This is a genomic window from Achromobacter sp. FW305-C-13 (assembly GCF_058783475.1).
Map to the genome: position 1 here is coordinate 241,538 of NZ_JBYSYN010000001.1, position 15,604 is coordinate 257,141.

Annotated in this window: 12 protein-coding genes; 11 read left to right on the forward strand and 1 reads right to left on the reverse strand. The window is 65.8% G+C overall.

The window, feature by feature from the left end:
- Positions 1-10 precede the first annotated feature (10 nt).
- The 11 genes from AC3WMU_RS01145 (at position 11) to AC3WMU_RS01195 (ending at position 14,375) form a co-directional block, all read left to right on the forward strand.
- Positions 11-1,204 carry a patatin-like phospholipase family protein gene (locus AC3WMU_RS01145; protein WP_006225665.1) on the forward strand — a complete coding sequence of 398 codons (1,194 nt, stop codon included), beginning with the start codon at positions 11-13 and terminating at the stop codon, positions 1,202-1,204.
- A gap of 146 nt (positions 1,205-1,350) precedes the next feature.
- Complete coding sequence (locus AC3WMU_RS01150; protein ID WP_006225666.1) at positions 1,351-1,818, forward strand: helix-turn-helix domain-containing protein; 468 nt, start codon at positions 1,351-1,353, stop codon at positions 1,816-1,818.
- A 205-nt stretch (positions 1,819-2,023) separates the two neighbouring features.
- A complete protein-coding gene (locus tag AC3WMU_RS01155) occupies positions 2,024-3,286 on the forward strand; it encodes an efflux RND transporter periplasmic adaptor subunit (protein ID WP_035213486.1) in 1,263 nt (420 codons plus the stop codon).
- Positions 3,287-3,351: 65 nt separating this feature from the next.
- A complete protein-coding gene (locus tag AC3WMU_RS01160) occupies positions 3,352-6,588 on the forward strand; it encodes an efflux RND transporter permease subunit (RefSeq protein ID WP_492281666.1) in 3,237 nt (1,078 codons plus the stop codon).
- Positions 6,585-8,102, forward strand: coding sequence for an efflux transporter outer membrane subunit (locus AC3WMU_RS01165; protein ID WP_006225669.1), 1,518 nt, complete (start codon positions 6,585-6,587; stop codon positions 8,100-8,102). The genes AC3WMU_RS01160 and AC3WMU_RS01165 overlap by 4 nt, the downstream gene beginning before the upstream one ends.
- Positions 8,099-8,839, forward strand: coding sequence for a pyridoxine 5'-phosphate synthase (locus AC3WMU_RS01170; protein ID WP_006225670.1), 741 nt, complete (start codon positions 8,099-8,101; stop codon positions 8,837-8,839). The genes AC3WMU_RS01165 and AC3WMU_RS01170 overlap by 4 nt, the downstream gene beginning before the upstream one ends.
- Before the next feature lie 21 nt (positions 8,840-8,860).
- The gene (gene acpS, locus AC3WMU_RS01175; protein ID WP_006225671.1) at positions 8,861-9,292 is read left to right on the forward strand and encodes a holo-ACP synthase; all 432 of its coding nucleotides are present in this window, start codon (positions 8,861-8,863) and stop codon (positions 9,290-9,292) included.
- A 66-nt stretch (positions 9,293-9,358) separates the two neighbouring features.
- The gene (gene nagZ / locus AC3WMU_RS01180) at positions 9,359-10,417 is read left to right on the forward strand and encodes a beta-N-acetylhexosaminidase (RefSeq protein ID WP_280026747.1); all 1,059 of its coding nucleotides are present in this window, start codon (positions 9,359-9,361) and stop codon (positions 10,415-10,417) included.
- On the forward strand, positions 10,380-12,209 hold the full coding sequence (gene uvrC, locus AC3WMU_RS01185) for an excinuclease ABC subunit UvrC (protein ID WP_006225673.1): 1,830 nt from the start codon (positions 10,380-10,382) through the stop codon (positions 12,207-12,209). Before nagZ ends, uvrC begins: the two co-directional genes overlap by 38 nt.
- 82 nt (positions 12,210-12,291) lie before the next feature.
- Positions 12,292-12,864, forward strand: a complete 573-nt coding sequence (gene pgsA / locus AC3WMU_RS01190; RefSeq protein WP_006225674.1) for a CDP-diacylglycerol--glycerol-3-phosphate 3-phosphatidyltransferase — start codon at positions 12,292-12,294, stop codon at positions 12,862-12,864.
- A 212-nt stretch (positions 12,865-13,076) separates the two neighbouring features.
- Positions 13,077-14,375, forward strand: coding sequence for an MFS transporter (locus AC3WMU_RS01195; protein ID WP_006225675.1), 1,299 nt, complete (start codon positions 13,077-13,079; stop codon positions 14,373-14,375).
- Between the two features lie 67 nt (positions 14,376-14,442).
- Here AC3WMU_RS01195 and AC3WMU_RS01200 read toward each other — a convergent pair whose 3' ends face one another.
- Positions 14,443-15,519 carry a tartrate dehydrogenase gene (locus AC3WMU_RS01200; RefSeq protein WP_006225676.1) on the reverse strand — a complete coding sequence of 359 codons (1,077 nt, stop codon included), beginning with the start codon at positions 15,517-15,519 and terminating at the stop codon, positions 14,443-14,445.
- Positions 15,520-15,604: the final 85 nt, after the last annotated feature.

Genomic DNA, 15,604 nt, shown 5'->3' on the forward strand with positions numbered 1-15,604 from the left:
AGGTAGCTGCATGACCACTCGCCGCAAGTCCCAGTCCACAGACACCGGCGATACGCCTCCCTACGAAACCGTCGCCCTCGTGCTGCAAGGCGGGGGCGCGCTGGGGTCCTATCAGGCCGGGGTGTACCAGGGCTTGCACGAAGCGGGCATCCGGCCCAACTGGATATCCGGTATCTCCATCGGCTCGATCAACGCGGCCATCATTGCGGGTTCCCGCGAGGATGAGCGCGTTGACCGGCTGCGCGGATTCTGGGAAAGCATCTGCCGTCCGGCGGGGTTCGCCTCGGTGCCGTGGGGCGACACCCTGGCGGGCATGTTCGAAGGCATTCCCTTCGGATTCGGTTCGCCCGCCATGAACGGCCAGTTGTCTGCGTTCCAGGCGCTGTTCTCCGGCCAGCCGGGCTTTTTCAAGCCGCGCTTTCCGCCGCCGTATTGGGCGCACGGCCGCGGCGCTGCCTCCACCAGTTTCTACGACACCACGCCGCTTGCCGCCACCTTGCGCGAATTCGTGGATTTCGACCTGCTCAATAGCGGGTCGGTCCGGTCCAGTTTCGGCGTGGTAAACGTGCGTACGGGCAATTTCGCCTACTTCGACAGCCTGAAAGACAAGCTGGGCCCGGAACACATCATGGCCTCGGGCGCCTTGCCACCCGGCTTCCCATCGGTGGAAATCGACGGCGAACACTATTGGGACGGCGGTGTTGTCTCGAACACCCCGCTGGCGCAAGTGCTGACCACTGACAACATGCGCGACACGCTGGCCTTCCAGGTGGACTTGTGGCCTGCCCGCGGCGGGCTGCCGACCACACTCGAAGAGGTGGCCGAGCGGCAAAAGGACATCCAGTATTCCAGCCGGACCCGTTTGGTCACCGACCAGTTGCGGCGCGTGCTGAAGCTGCGGCATGGCCTGCAGCGTCTGCTGGAACGCCTGCCCGAGGACGAGCGCAGCGCGCCCGAGCTGGCTGAAATCCGCAAGCTGTCGCACACGCCGGCGACCAACATCATCAACCTGATCTACGAGTCCAAGCACCTCGAGCGCTTCTCCAAGGACTACGAGTTCGGCACTGAAGCCATGCGCGAGCACTGGGAATCCGGCTTGTCGGACATCCGCCGGACGCTGGCCAAGCCAGGCATTCTGGCGCGTCCCACCGAAGACAGCTGCTTCGTAACGCACGATATCCACCGCAACGGCAAGCGCAGTTAGGGCAGGGCGGTAGGACTAGTCTGATATTTGAGGCATTGCGCCGCCAGACGTCGGACACCCCGGTAGGCTTTCGGGACAACCTGCAACCTTGTTCCCGGATCCCGCTGCCGCCGTGCCTGGCGCGGCGGCCCTGGTGGAGACCCGCCATGAATGCGCCTGACCCCTTGGCTTCCAACCCGATGGACTCCACCCCTTTGGCTTCCCAGCCCTTGGGCGTCCCGAACCCGTCGCCGGTGCGCGCGGGCCGAGCGCGGCAGTCCGTTTCCGCTGGCCCGCCTCTTGCTCATGATTCCGAACGCAACGACGGCTGGTGGAGCCTGCTGTACCACGGATGGACGCTGATGGCGCCCGGCGGCGCCCGTGTCGACCTGACCGCGACGGAGCGCGCCTGCTTTCTTTGCCTGCTTCGGAACCCCCAGCGGGAACTGTTGCGCGAGGATCTGATGGCCGCGCGCGGTCCCGGCAGCAATCGCATCAGCATGCGCACCCTGAACGTCGCCATTTGCCGGCTGCGCCACAAGGTCCTCCAAACCGGCACCCGGCTGCCGCTGCACACTGTGCACGGCGTGGGCTATGTGTTCCTGGGTAATCTCAGAGAGGTTTCCAGCGGCTGAGCCTGTTACTTATTTATCCCTCCGCGCAGCGAGTCAAGGCCCGAAAGTACGTAATTTCCCCAATAACTGAGTTACATTATCGGGCTATTCACGTGTCATGATCGACGCATGGCTTATTCTGATCGCGCCTTGTTGCCGCGATTGAACCCTGCGCTGCCCTGACCCGGTCAATTGAAGCGGTTAACTACGCTACGCGGGGGTTTCAATGCGGTTTTCGCCTAAACGTGTTTCAGGTCTGGCTTTTTCCGGTGGCGTCCTCGCGCTGATATTGGCGGGATGCGGCGAAAAGCCCCAGATGAATCCCGGCATGCCCCAGGTCAGCGTCATTACTGTGCAACCCGAGCGTGCTCCCATCGTCTCCGAATTGCCGGGCCGCGTGGACGCCGTGCGCGATGCGCAGATCCGCTCGCGCGTGACCGGCATCGTCCAGAAGATCACCTTCGAGCAGGGCGGCGACGTCAAGGAAAACCAGCTGCTGTTCAAGATCGATCCGGCGCCCTATAAGGCTGCCTACGATCAGGCGACGGCACAGTTGAAGCAGGCGCAGGCGAATCTGTTCAGCGCCAAGCTGCTGGCCGACCGCTACGCCCCGTTGGTCAAGGCCAACGCCGTCAGCAAGCAGGAATACGACAACGCCGTGGCGTCGTTCCGCCAGGCCGACGCCGCCGTGGCGGCCGCCAAGGCCACGCAGGACAACGCGGCCATCAACCTGGGCTATACCGACGTCACCTCGCCCATCACGGGCCGCATCGGCAAGCCGCTGGTCACCGAAGGCGCGCTGGTCGAATCCACCTCCGCCACGCAAATGGCCACGGTGCAGCAGCTGGACCCCGTCTACGTGGACTTCACCCAGTCCACCGCGGAACTGGCCACGCTGCGCCGCGCGTTCGCCAGCGGCCAATTGCAGCAGGTGGGCAAGGACACGGCGCGCGCCACCGTCGTGCTGGAAGACGGCACCGAATACGCGCACGCCGGCAAGCTGCTGTTCACGGGCATTACCGTGGACCCGTCCACGGGCCAGGTGAACCTGCGCGCCGAAGTGCCCAACCCCGACGGCATCCTGCTGCCCGGCATGTACGTGCGCGTGCGGCTCGAGCAGGGCGTAAACGACAAGGCGCTGGTCGTGCCGCAGCAGGCGCTGCAACGCACCGCCGACGGTTCGCAGAGCCTGATGCTGGTCAAGGACAACAAGATTGAACAGCTGCCCGTCACCACCGGCGGCGCCCTCAAGAACAACTGGTTGATTACCAGCGGTTTGAAGGCCGGCGACGTCGTCGTGGTGGAAGGCTTCCAGAAGATCCGTCCCGGCGCGCCCGTGCAGGTCAGCCAATGGAACAAGAACGGCGCGCCTGCGCCCGGCGGTCAGCCCGCGGCGGCGCAACCCGGCGCCAAGCCGGCTGCCCCCGCCGAATCGCCCAAGCCTGCCGAGCCTGCCCAGCAGGACAAGGCAGCAGGCCAGAAATCGTAAGCGGCACGCGGCGCAGCAAGCGCCGCGTTCCCCTTTGGTGAGCATCGCTTTCAGAGTCAGCCCACATGCCGCAATTTTTTATTGATCGACCAATTTTCGCCTGGGTAGTTGCCCTGTTCATTCTGCTGGCAGGGGTGTTGGCCATCCCGAACATGCCGGTGTCGCAGTACCCGGACGTGGCGCCGCCGGCGATCACGATCACCGCCACCTACCCTGGCGCGTCCGCCAAGGAAGTGGCGGAATCGGTCACCAGTATCATCGAAGACAAGCTGAACGGCGCCAAGGGCCTGATCTATTACGAGTCGGTCAGCGATTCCTACGGCACCTCGACGATTACTGCCACCTTCGCGCCGGGCACCGACCCCGACCTGGCGCAGGTGGACGTGCAGAACCGCGTCTCGAACGTGATTGCGCAGTTGCCGTCCGCCGTGCAGCAGCAAGGCCTGAAATACGAGCAGACCAGTACCGGCTTCCTGATGATCGTGACGCTGTCGTCTACCGACGGTTCGCTGGATCAGACCGCGCTGGCCGACTACATCACGCGCAACGTGCAGAACCCGGTATCGCGGGTGGCGGGCGTCGGCCAGTTCCAGCTGTTCGCCGCGCCGCGCGCCATGCGCGTCTGGGTTGATCCCGCCAAGCTGGTGGGCTTCAACCTGAGCATGTCCGAAGTCAATCAGGCCATCGCCGCGCAGAACGTCCTGATCTCGGGCGGCAGCATCGGCGCGCCGCCCAACCCGGATTCGCAGCGCATCACCGCCACGGTCACGGCCAATGGTCAGTTGAGCACGGTTGAAGGGTTCGGCAAGATCGTCCTGCGCGCCAACACCGACGGCTCCAAAGTGCTGCTGCGCGACGTCGCCCGGATTGAAGTGGGCGCCGACAACTACCAGTTCGGGGCGCGCCTGAACGGTAAGCCTACCGCGGCGTTCGCCGTCGTGCTGTCGCCGGACGCCAACGCATTGGCCACGGCGCAGGGCGTGCGCCAGCAGATGGAAGAACTGTCCAAGTACTTCCCGGGCAACATCAAGTACGCCATTCCCTACGACACCGCGCCGTACGTGAAGGTGTCCATCGAGCAGGTGCTCCATACCTTGGCCGAAGCCATGGTGCTGGTGTTCCTGGTGATGTACCTGTTCCTGCAGAACGTGCGCTACACCCTGATCCCGGCACTTGTCGTGCCGGTGGCCATGCTGGGCTCGTTCGCGGTCATGCTGGCGCTGGGGTTCTCCATCAACGTGCTGACCATGTTCGCGATGGTGCTGGCCATCGGGATTCTGGTGGACGACGCCATTGTGGTGGTCGAAAACGTCGAGCGGATCATGGCGACAGAAGGCTTGCCGCCCAAGGAAGCCACCAAAAAGGCCATGCCTCAGATCAGCGGGGCCATCATCGGCATCACGCTGGTGCTGGTGACGGTGTTCCTGCCGCTGGCCTTCATGAGCGGGTCGGTGGGCGTGATCTACCGCCAGTTCTCGGTGGCCATGGCCGTGTCGATCTTCTTCTCGGCACTGCTGGCGCTGACGTTCACCCCCGCCCTTTGCGCCACGATTCTCAAGCCGGTGCCCAAGGGGCATCACAACGAAAAGAAGGGCTTTTTCGGCTGGTTCAACCGCAAGTTCGACGCCACCACACACGGTTACCAGAACTGGGTGTCGCGCATCCTGCACAAGGGCGGCCGCATGATGCTGGCCTTCCTGCTGCTGGTCGTGCTGCTGGGCTGGCTGTACCTGCGCCTGCCGTCGTCGTTCCTTCCCGAGGAAGACCAGGGCTACGTGATCAGCAACATCGAGCTGCCCACCGGCGCCAGCGCCAACCGCACGATCGAGGTGATCGAGCAGGTCGAGGAATACTTCCGCAATATCCCGGCCGTCGAGAACATCATCACGGTGCAGGGCTACAGCTTCAACGGCAACGGCCTGAACGCCGCTATCGCGTTCACCACGTTGAAGGACTTCAAGGACCGCAAGGGCCGCGAGGATTCCGCGGGCGCGATCTCGTTCAACGCGTTCCAGAAGCAGCTGATGGGCGTTCATGACGCCATGGTGTTCACCTTGGTGCCGCCGGCGATCTCGTCCCTGGGCAATGCCACCGGCTTCGACCTGCGCCTGCAGGATCGTGGTTCGGGCGGCACGGAAGCCCTGGCGGCGGCCACCGCCCAACTGATGGGCATGGCGATGAAGAGCCCGGTGCTGTCGCAGGTCCGGATCACGGGTCTTGCGGCGGGTACGCAGCTGACGCTGAACATCGACCGCGACAAGGCGGCCGCACTGGGCGTGGACTTCAACGAGGCGGCATCGCTGGTGTCGACCGCCGTGGGTTCTGCTTACCTGAGCAAGTTCCCCAACATGGGCCGGATGCAAAACATCTGGGTGCAGGCGGATGCGCCGTACCGCATGCAGCTGTCCGACATCCTGAAGCTGAATGCGCGCAACGCACAGGGCGGCATGGTCCCGCTGTCGACCTTCGTGTCGGCGGAATGGGTCCAGGGTCCGGTCCAGGTGGTGCGCTACAACAGCTACGAGTCCATGCGTATCGGCGGCAGCGCCGCGGCGGGCTACACCACGGGCCAGGCCATGGAAGAAATGCAGAACCTGGTGGCGCAGCTGCCGCAAGGCTTCGGCTACGAGTGGACGGGCTTGTCCTATCAGGAACGCCAGGCTGGCAACCAGGCCCCCATCCTGATGGGCCTGTCGCTGCTGATCGTGTTCCTGGTGTTGGCCGCGCTGTATGAAAGCTGGGCCATCCCGATCTCGGTCATGCTGGTCGTGCCGCTGGGCATGCTGGGCGCCGTGGCGCTGGTCAGTGCCCTGGGCATGTCGAACGACGTGTACTTCCAGGTGGGGATGGTGACCGTGATCGGGCTGGCGGCCAAAAACGCCATCCTGATCGTGGAATTCGCCAAAGACCAGTATGCGCGGGGCATGGGCCTCTACGAGTCCGCGGGGGAAGCCGCGCGCCTGCGGTTCCGGCCGATCCTGATGACGTCGCTGGCGTTCATCCTGGGCGTGGTGCCGTTGGCCATGGCCACGGGCGCCGGCGCAGCCAGCCAGCGCGCTGTGGGTCTGGGCGTGCTGGGGGGCATGTTGGCCGCCACCCCGTTCGCTGTGATCTTCGTGCCGACGTTCTTCGTGGTGGTGCTGGGCTTGTTCAAGACCCGTCCGCGTCTGCTGGGCGCCGAGCTGCGCGCCTGGGAAGAAGAGCAGGCCGCCAAGAAGGCTGCCGGCGGCACGGCGCCCGAGGCGCCAGGCGCGACCCCCACTCCCGCACAACCCAACGGTGGCCCGGAGGGCAAGGTATGAAAGCCCTGATGTTTAAACAGACCGCCTTGTCCGCCTTCGTGGCGGTGGCGCTGGCCGGCTGCTCGCTGGCCCCTGATTACAAGCGTCCCGACGCCCCGGTGACGGGCGCGTGGCCCGACCAGCCCAAGGTCCAATACGGCGGCTACGCCAATCCGACGTCGCTGGGGTCGCAGCCTTCGACATCGGTGATGCCGCAAGACGGCACGCCCGCGGCGGATCTGGGCTGGCGCGAGTTCTTCCGCGATCCGCGCCTGCAAAGCCTGATCTCGCTGTCGCTCGTCAACAACCGCGATCTGCGCGTGGCCGTGCAGCGTGTCGAAGAGGCGCGCGCCCAGTACGGCGTGCAACGCGGCGCGCAATGGCCGAGCATTGGCGCCGGCATCCAGGGCCAGCGCCAGCATCTGCCCGGCAACATGCGGGCAGGCGGCCCCGATTCCAGCTCGATCTCCAGTTCCTATCAGGCCGGCATCGGCCTGACGACCTTCGAGATCGATTTGTTCGGCCGCTTGCGCAACCTGTCCGAGGCGGCGTATCAGCAGTACCTGTCGACCGAGCAGGCGCAAAAGAGCGTGCAGATCACGCTGGTCGGGTCGGTGGCGCAGTCGTACTTCAACCTGCGCGCCGCCGAAGTCCAGCTGGAACTGACGCAGCGCACGCTGGCCTCGCGCCAGGAGTCCTACAACCTGGTCAAGCGCCGTTTCGATGGCGGCGTGGCGTCCGAACTGGACCTGAACCAGTCCAAGACCTTGCTGGATACGGCATCGTCCGATCTGGCGCAGCTGGCCCGGGCTCGCGCGCAGGCGCTGAACGCGCTGGTGCTGCTGGTGGGCGCTCCGTTGCCGGAAGACCTGCCGGCGCCGGCGACGTTCGGCCGCGACCAATTGCTGGCCACGGTGCCTTCGGGCCTGCCGTCCGACCTGCTGGAGCGCCGTCCCGATATCGTCGCGGCGGAAAACCAGCTGAAGGCGGCCAACGCCAACATCGGCGCGGCGCGTGCGGCGTTCTTTCCGACGATTTCGCTGACCGGCCTGCTGGGCGTGGCCAGCCCGTCGCTGGGCGACCTGTTCAAGGGCGGGCAGGGCTATTGGAGCTTTTCGCCGTCGATCACGACGCCGCTGTTTGCGGGCGGCAGCATCCGCGAAGGCCTGAACCTGGCGAAGGCGCGCGACAATATCGCGGTGGCGCAGTACGAACAGTCCATCCAGCAGGCGTTCCGGGAAGTGTCGGACGCGCTGGCGGGCGAAGCCACGTACGGCGCGCAGCTTGACGCCCAGCGCGCGTTGCAGGATTCGTCCGCACGCACCCTGGAACTGTCGAATCTGCGCTATACCAATGGTATCGACAGCTATCTGCAGGTGCAGACCGCGCAGGTGGATTTCTTCAATGCCCAGCTGTCGCTGGTGCAAACCGGTTTGGCCGCGCTGATCAACCGCGTGGAGCTCTACAAGGCGTTGGGCGGCGGCTGGGAAGAAACCACGAAAGAACCGACCAAAGTTACGACGACTGCTCAATGATAGAACTTGGTGTAAATATCGATCACGTTGCCACGTTGCGGCAACAGCGCCATACGGCGTATCCGGACCCGGTGGCCGCCGCGCTGCGCGCGGAGGATGCCGGCGCCGACCTGATCACGCTGCATCTGCGCGAAGACCGGCGTCATATCCAGGACGCGGATGTGTATGCCATCCGTCCACTCTTGCGCACGCGCATGAACCTGGAATGCGCGATCACCGCCGAAATGCTCGAGATCGCCTGCGCGGTCAAGCCCAGCGATGTCTGCCTGGTGCCTGAAAAGCGCACCGAACTGACCACCGAAGGCGGGCTGGAAGTAGCGGGTGCGATGGGTCCGGTATCGGACGCCGTGGGGTTGCTGGCTGAAGCCGGCATCCGCGTGTCGCTGTTCATCGATCCGGACCCGGTGCAGATCGCCGCGGCGGCCAAGGCCGGCGCGACGGTGATTGAACTGCATACGGGCGCCTACGCCGAAGCCGAAGGCGACGCCGCCCAGGCCGAATTGCAACGCATCCGCCTGGCGGTCACTGAAGGCCTGCGTCATGGCCTGCGCGTGAATGCCGGACACGGCCTGCATGTGGGCAACGTGTCGCCGGTGGCGGCGATCGACGGCATTTCCGAACTGAACATCGGCCACGCCATCGTGGCGCAGGCGGTGTTCGACGGCTGGGAAAAGGCCGTGCGCGACATGAAGGCGCTGATGGTGCAGGCCCGCCTGCAAGCGCTGCGCGGCCTGTGATGATGCCCCTGGGGCCCGCCCATGTCTGACACGCCCAAGCCCCCCGCGCCCGCCGGCGCCATTGCCGGCATCGGCATGGACCTCCTGCGCATCGATCGCATCGAGCGTGCACTGGAGCGCCATGGCGACCGCTTCGCGGAAAAAATCCTGGGCGTGGAAGAATTGCAGAAGTTCCATGCGCGCCGCGCCCGGGATCCGGTGCGCGGCGTGCGTTTCCTGGCCACGCGCTTTGCCGCCAAAGAGGCGTTCTCCAAAGCGATCGGCCTGGGCATGCGCATGCCTATGACGTGGCGTCGCGTGCAGACCCTGAACGCACCCGGCGGACGCCCGGTGCTCGTGATCGCGCCCGAACTGCTGGATTGGTATAACCAGCGTTTCGGTGCGGCGCACGTCTCCATTACCGACGAATCCGACATGGCCGCCGCGTACGTGGTGGTCGAACGCAAGCCGTGAGGCCTTGCCCCTGTTAGTGTAGGGGCCTGGCATCACCTTGCCTGACATAGACACAAGGACAGCCCCATGGCCAAGAAAAAATCCAAGGCGGTCCTGCCCCCCGGCCCCGTGATGGTCGATGTGGCGGGATACACGCTGACCAAGGAAGAGAAGGCCCGCCTGCGCCATCCGCTGGTCGGCGGCGTGATCCTCTTCGCCCGCAATTTCGAAAGCCGCAAGCAGCTGACCAAGCTGACGCGTCAGATCCACAAGGCCCGCAACGCGCCGCTGCTGATCCTCGTGGACCATGAAGGCGGCCGCGTGCAGCGCTTCCGCGAGGACGGTTTCACTCCCTTGCCTGCGATGCGCGACCTGGGCGCGCTGTGGGACCGCGATCCGTTGCAGGCCATGCGCCTGGCAACCGAGGCCGGCTATGTGCTGGCCGCAGAACTCCGCGCCTGCGGCGTGGACATGAGCTTCACGCCTGTGCTGGACCTGGACTACGGCGTCAGCAAGGTGATCGGCAACCGCGCCTTCCATTCCGATCCACGCGTGGTCACCATGCTGTCGCGCGCGCTGGTGCAGGGGCTGGCCCTGGCCGGCATGTCGGCCTGCGGCAAGCATTTCCCGGGCCATGGTTTCGTGGGCGCGGATTCCCACCACGAGATCCCCGTCGACCCGCGCGGGCTGGACGAGATTCTGAAGGACGACGCCGCGCCGTACGCGTGGTTGGGCGATGCCGTGCTGCCGTCCGTGATGCCGGCGCACGTGATCTACCCCAAGGTCGACAAGCATCCGGCCGGCTTCTCCAAGCGCTGGGTGCAGGACATCCTGCGCAAGCGCCTGGGGTATGACGGCGTGGTGTTCTCGGACGACCTGACGATGGAAGGCGCGTCGGTCGCCGGCGACATCCTGGACCGTGCCAACGCCGCCCTGCGCGCCGGCTGCGACATGGTGCTGGTGTGCAACCGGCCGGACCTGGCCGACGAACTGCTGTCGCGCCTGAAGTTCGACCATGCGCCCGAATCGGTCGAACGCATCCGCCGCCTGATGCCGCGTTTCGATGCGCCCGACTGGGATACCTTGCAGGCCGAAAGCCGTTATCAGAATGCCCGACGACTTCAATCTCAAATCGTTCCTGGCTGACCTGCCGCACCTGCCGGGTGTCTACCGGCACCTGGATGCGGCCGGTGAAGTCATGTATGTCGGCAAGGCGCGCGACCTGAAGAAGCGCGTCTCGTCGTATTTCCAGAAAAACCTGGCCAGCCCCCGCATTGCCCAGATGGTGTCGAAGGTGGCCCGGCTTGAGGTGACGGTCACGCGCTCGGAAGCCGAAGCGCTGATCCTGGAAAACAACCTCATCAAGAGCCTGAAGCCGCGCTACAACATCCTGTTCCGCGACGACAAGTCTTACCCCTACCTGCTGATCACGGGCCATGAATGGCCGCGCATCGCCTACTATCGCGGCGCGACGAACAAGCGGGGCCAGTACTTCGGGCCGTTCCCCAACGCCTGGGCCGTGCGGGAAACCATCCAGATCCTGCAGAAGGTCTTTCGGCTGCGCACCTGTGAGGACACCGTCTTCGCCAACCGCTCGCGGCCCTGTCTGCTGCATCAGATCGGGCGCTGTTCGGCGCCCTGCGTGGGCGCGATCGAAGCGTCGGAATACGAACGCGACGTGCAGCGCGCGGTGCGCTTTTTGAATGGCGAAGCCAAAGACGTGATGGGCGAGATCGAGACCCGCATGCAGCAGGCGGCGGGCGAGCTGCGCTTCGAGGAAGCCGCGGCGCTGCGCGACCAGATGGGTTCGCTTGCGCGCGTGCTGCATCAGCAGACCATGGAGAACACCAGCGGCGAAGACACCGACATCATCGCGGTGGCCGTGGCCGGCGGCAAGGTCTGCGTGAATCTCGCCATGGTGCGAGGCGGCCGCCACCTGGGCGATAAGCCGTTCTTTCCGTCGCACGCCGAGGGCGAAGCCGCGCCTCAGGTGCTGGAAGCGTTCCTGGCCCAGCACTACACCGACAACGCCATGCCGCCCGTGCTGGTCTGTTCGCACGCCTTGCCCGACCCGGACTTGATCGGCCTGCTGGTCGAGCAGGCCGGCGGAAAGCCATCCCGGATGCTGACGCGCCCGCAGGGCGCCCGCCGGTCGTGGCTGGAGCAGGCGCTGAAGAATGCCGAGATGGCGCTGGCGCGAGCCCTGACCGAATCCGGCGCCCGCGCGGGCCGCACCCTGGCGCTGGCCGAGGCGCTGGATCTGGACACCGACGAAGCCGCACTGGATGCGCTGCGCATCGAATGCTTCGACATCAGCCATACCGCCGGAGAAGCGACCCAGGCGTCCTGCGTGGTGTTCGAGCACCACGACATGCAACCGTCGCTGTATCGCCGTTACAACATCGCCGGTATCACCCCGGGCGATGACTACGCGGCGATGCGCCAGGTGCTGACGCGCCGTTTCGCCAAAGTCGCCGACGGCGACGCGCAAATGCCCGGCCTCGTCCTGATCGACGGCGGCAAGGGCCAGGTGGAAGTTGCCCGCAAGGTGTTCGTCGAATTGGGCCTGGATATCCAGACGCTGGTGGGCGTCGCCAAGGGAGAAGGGCGCAAGGTCGGCCTGGAAACCCTGGTGTTCGCCGACGAACGGCCCCCGGTCGCCCTGGGCGGCGAGTCCGCCGCGTTGATGCTGATCGCCCAGGTGCGCGACGAAGCGCATCGTTTTGCCATCACCGGCATGCGCGCGCGGCGCGCCAAGACACGGAATGTGTCTCGGCTGGAAGAGATCGAAGGCGTGGGCGCCCGGCGGCGCCAGCGGCTGTTGGCGCGCTTTGGCGGCTTTTCGGGGGTGGCATCGGCCAGCATCGAAGACCTGGCGTCGGTGGACGGCATTTCCCAGGATTTGGCCGAACGCATCTATGAGGCCCTGCGTGGATAGCTTTCAGCCACCGGCCGGGGGGGGGCCGCCGGGCCGCACCGATACAGCCAGCGTCACCCGGCTGATGTAGCATACGGACACTATGCCAATTAACGTTCCCATTATCCTGACATGGCTGCGCATCGCCATGATTCCGCTGGTGGTCGGGCTGTTCTACCTGCCCGAAAGCTGGATGTCGGTTCCCACGCGCGACACCTTTGCCGCCTGGGCGTTCATCATTGCGGCGCTGACCGACTGGTTCGACGGATGGCTGGCCCGCCGCTGGAACCAGACTTCGGCCTTCGGCGCCTTCCTGGACCCTGTCGCCGACAAGCTGATGGTGTGCGCCGCGCTGATCGTCCTGCTGGACTTGAGCCGCGTCGACGCGTTCATCTCGCTGATCATCATCGGCCGTGAAATCACCATTTCTGCGCTACGCGAATGGATGGCCAAGATCGGCGCCAGCGCCAGCGTGGCCGTGCACCGCCTGGGCAAGTTCAAGACGGCGGCCCAGATGGTGGCGATTCCCTGCCTGCTGTACAACCAGCCCGTCTACGGCATCAGCACCAAGCTGCTGGGCGACGTGCTGATCATTGTGGCGGCGGTGCTGACGGTCTGGTCGATGCTGTATTACCTGCAGCGCGCCTGGCCCGCCATCCGCGAGAAAGCGCTGTAAGCAGTCCCGCAGTATCCTGATTTCCAAACGGCGGCCCGGCTCGCGCAAGACGGCCGCCGTTACAGTTCAAGAGCGATGGCCGGCACGATCCGGCCCGGCCTTGCCGCCGCATTCGCCGCGCACACGACGCCCGGGCCGCCCGGACGTTGCCGGAGACAACCCGCGCGCCGCCTCACGGCGCGCGCCACTTGCCGCTGCCGCGGCCTTTTGCAATGAACACCGCTGCGAATACCTTGCCTTCGGACGCCGACGTCCGCCGACGCGACTGGCAGACCATCCTGCTCATCGGCGTGGCGCATGCCGCGTCGCACTTCTTCCAACTGGTGCTGCCGCTGCTCAACGTGTCGCTTGCCAACGCGTTCGGGCTGGACTTCGCCCGGGTAGGCGCGCTGGTGGCGACGTTCTACGTGGTGTCCGGCATCGGCCAGGCATCGTCGGGTTTCGTCGTCGACCGCATCGGCGCGCGGCCCGTGCTGTGGTTCGGGCTGACGTGTTTCGTGCTGTCCGGCCTGCTGATCGGTTCGGCTAACGGCTACGCCATGCTGATGGCGGCGGCGGTCGTCGGCGGCATCGGCAATTCCGTCTTCCACCCGGCCGATTACTCCATCATCAACCATCGCATCACGGCGTCCCGCCTGGGCCACGCGTTCTCGGCGCACGGCCTGACGGGCAACCTGGGCTGGGCGCTGACGCCGGTGTTCATGACCACGATCATCCTGCTGGCCGACTGGCGCGTGGCGGCTTATAGCGCCGCCGGCCTGGTGGCGGTGGTGCTGCTGCTGACGGTGCTGGGCCGGAACCTGCTTGGCGGTCCCACGGGCCTGGAGACGGACGTCCAAGGCGATGCCAAGACCATCAAGCCGGCGGCCAAACCGCAAGAGGGCGTGCTGGCCACGCTGGCCACGCTGCTGTCCAAGCCGGCCTTGTGGGGCGCGTTCCTGTTCTTCGCCTGCACGTCGGTCGCGCTGTCGTCGGTGCAGAACTACACGATTCCGCTACTGGACCAGTTGTACGGCCTGTCCGAAGTGCTGGCCAGCTCGGCGTTGTCCGGCTATATGGTGGCGTCCGCCGTGGGCATGGCCGCCGGTGGCTTCCTGGTGTCGGCCAACCCGCGCACGGAGCGCACGGTGATGGTGGCCCTGATGCTGGCAGGCCTGACGCTGGTGGTGCTGGCGCTGGGCCTGGTGCCTGCCGCGCTGGCGGCCCCGGTGGTGGGCCTGGCCGGTTTCTGCTCGGGCGTGGCCGCGCCTTCGCGCGACATGCTGATCCGCCGCGTGACGCCCAAGGGGTCGACGGGGTCGGTCTACGGGCTGGTGTATTCGGGCATGGACGTGGGGTCGGCGCTGGGGCCGCTGGCCTTCGGCATGCTGCTGGATGCCGGTTTGCGCCAGGGCCCATGGGTGGGCGCCGGCGTGGCGTTCGCCGTGGCCGCCTTGCTGGCGCAATGGATCGCGGTGCAGGCGCGCCGCGCCGATCCTGTCATGGCAGGTGGCGTGGCCGCCCGGTCCTGATCAGGCAGCTGGCAAGCGGCACGCGAAAAAAAGCGCACCCGAGGGTGCGCTTTTTGCTTTCCAGGCTTCAGGCGTGGGCCTCGATATGCGCGGCGATCGCGCGACCGATGTCTTCGGTGCGGGCGGTGCCACCCAGGTCGGGCGTGCGCGGGCCGTCTTTCAGGCAATGCTCGATGGCGGCCAGGATGGCGTCGTGCGCGTCCTGGCTGCCCAGGAACTGCAGCATCAGCGCGCCCGACCAGATCATGGCGATCGGGTTGGCGATGCCTTGGCCATAGATGTCCGGCGCCGACCCGTGCACGGGTTCGAACAGCGACGGGAATTTGCGTTCCGGGTTCAGGTTCGCCGACGGCGCGATGCCGATGGTGCCGGTGCAGGCAGGGCCCAGGTCCGACAGGATGTCGCCGAACAGGTTGGACGCAACCACCACGTCGAAGCGCTGCGGCTGCAGCACGAAGCGTGCCGCCAGAATGTCGATGTGCTGCTTGTCGGTCTTGACGTCGGGGTAGTGCTTGCCCATGGCATCGGCGCGTTCGTCCCACCACGGCATGCTGATGGCGATGCCATTGCTCTTGGTGGCCACCGTCAGCTGCTTGCGTTCGCGGCGGTTGGCCAGTTCGAACGCGTAGCGCATGACGCGGTCGGTGCCGTGGCGCGTGAAGACGGATTCCTGGATGACGATTTCGCGGTCGGTGTCGGCGAACAGGCGGCCGCCCAGATTGGTGTATTCGCCTTCGGTGTTCTCCCGCACGATGAAGAAATCGATGTCGCCGGCGCGCCGGCCGGCCAGCGGGCAGGGCACGCCGTCGAACAGCCGGACATGGCGCAGGTTGATGTACTGGTCGAATTCGCGCCGGAACTTCAGCAGCGACCCCCACAGCGAGATATGGTCGGGCACGGTCGCGGGCCAGCCCACGGCGCCGAAGAAGATGGCGTCGTAGCCTTGCAGCTGCGCTTTCCAGTCGGCCGGCATCATTTCGCCGTGTTCTGCGTAGTACTCGCAATTGGCCCAGGGGAAGGTGTCGATTTGCAGGGCCAGGCCGAACCGCTTGGCGGCGGCGTGGACGGCGCGCAGGCCTTCGGGCATGACTTCATTGCCGATGCCGTCGCCGGCGATCGCTGCGATTTTGAAAACTTGGGACATGGGGAGCATTGCCTGAAGAGAGAACAAGATCGGCCATGGTAGGCGCGGGTCCCAGCCATTTACAATGGACCATACTGTGAATTGA

Excerpts from the sequence above, each read along its gene's own strand:
- AC3WMU_RS01145 (WP_006225665.1), top strand. The coding sequence starts at position 11 with ATGACCACTCGCCGCAAGTCCCAGTCCACAGACACCGGCGATACGCCT.
- AC3WMU_RS01150 (WP_006225666.1), top strand. The coding sequence starts at position 1,351 with ATGAATGCGCCTGACCCCTTGGCTTCCAACCCGATGGACTCCACCCCT.
- AC3WMU_RS01155 (WP_035213486.1), top strand. The coding sequence starts at position 2,024 with ATGCGGTTTTCGCCTAAACGTGTTTCAGGTCTGGCTTTTTCCGGTGGC.
- AC3WMU_RS01160 (WP_492281666.1), top strand. The coding sequence starts at position 3,352 with ATGCCGCAATTTTTTATTGATCGACCAATTTTCGCCTGGGTAGTTGCC.
- AC3WMU_RS01165 (WP_006225669.1), top strand. The coding sequence starts at position 6,585 with ATGAAAGCCCTGATGTTTAAACAGACCGCCTTGTCCGCCTTCGTGGCG.
- AC3WMU_RS01170 (WP_006225670.1), top strand. The coding sequence starts at position 8,099 with ATGATAGAACTTGGTGTAAATATCGATCACGTTGCCACGTTGCGGCAA.
- acpS (WP_006225671.1), top strand. The coding sequence starts at position 8,861 with ATGTCTGACACGCCCAAGCCCCCCGCGCCCGCCGGCGCCATTGCCGGC.
- nagZ (WP_280026747.1), top strand. The coding sequence starts at position 9,359 with ATGGCCAAGAAAAAATCCAAGGCGGTCCTGCCCCCCGGCCCCGTGATG.
- uvrC (WP_006225673.1), top strand. The coding sequence starts at position 10,380 with ATGCCCGACGACTTCAATCTCAAATCGTTCCTGGCTGACCTGCCGCAC.
- pgsA (WP_006225674.1), top strand. The coding sequence starts at position 12,292 with ATGCCAATTAACGTTCCCATTATCCTGACATGGCTGCGCATCGCCATG.
- AC3WMU_RS01195 (WP_006225675.1), top strand. The coding sequence starts at position 13,077 with ATGAACACCGCTGCGAATACCTTGCCTTCGGACGCCGACGTCCGCCGA.
- AC3WMU_RS01200 (WP_006225676.1), bottom strand. The coding sequence starts at position 15,519 with ATGTCCCAAGTTTTCAAAATCGCAGCGATCGCCGGCGACGGCATCGGC.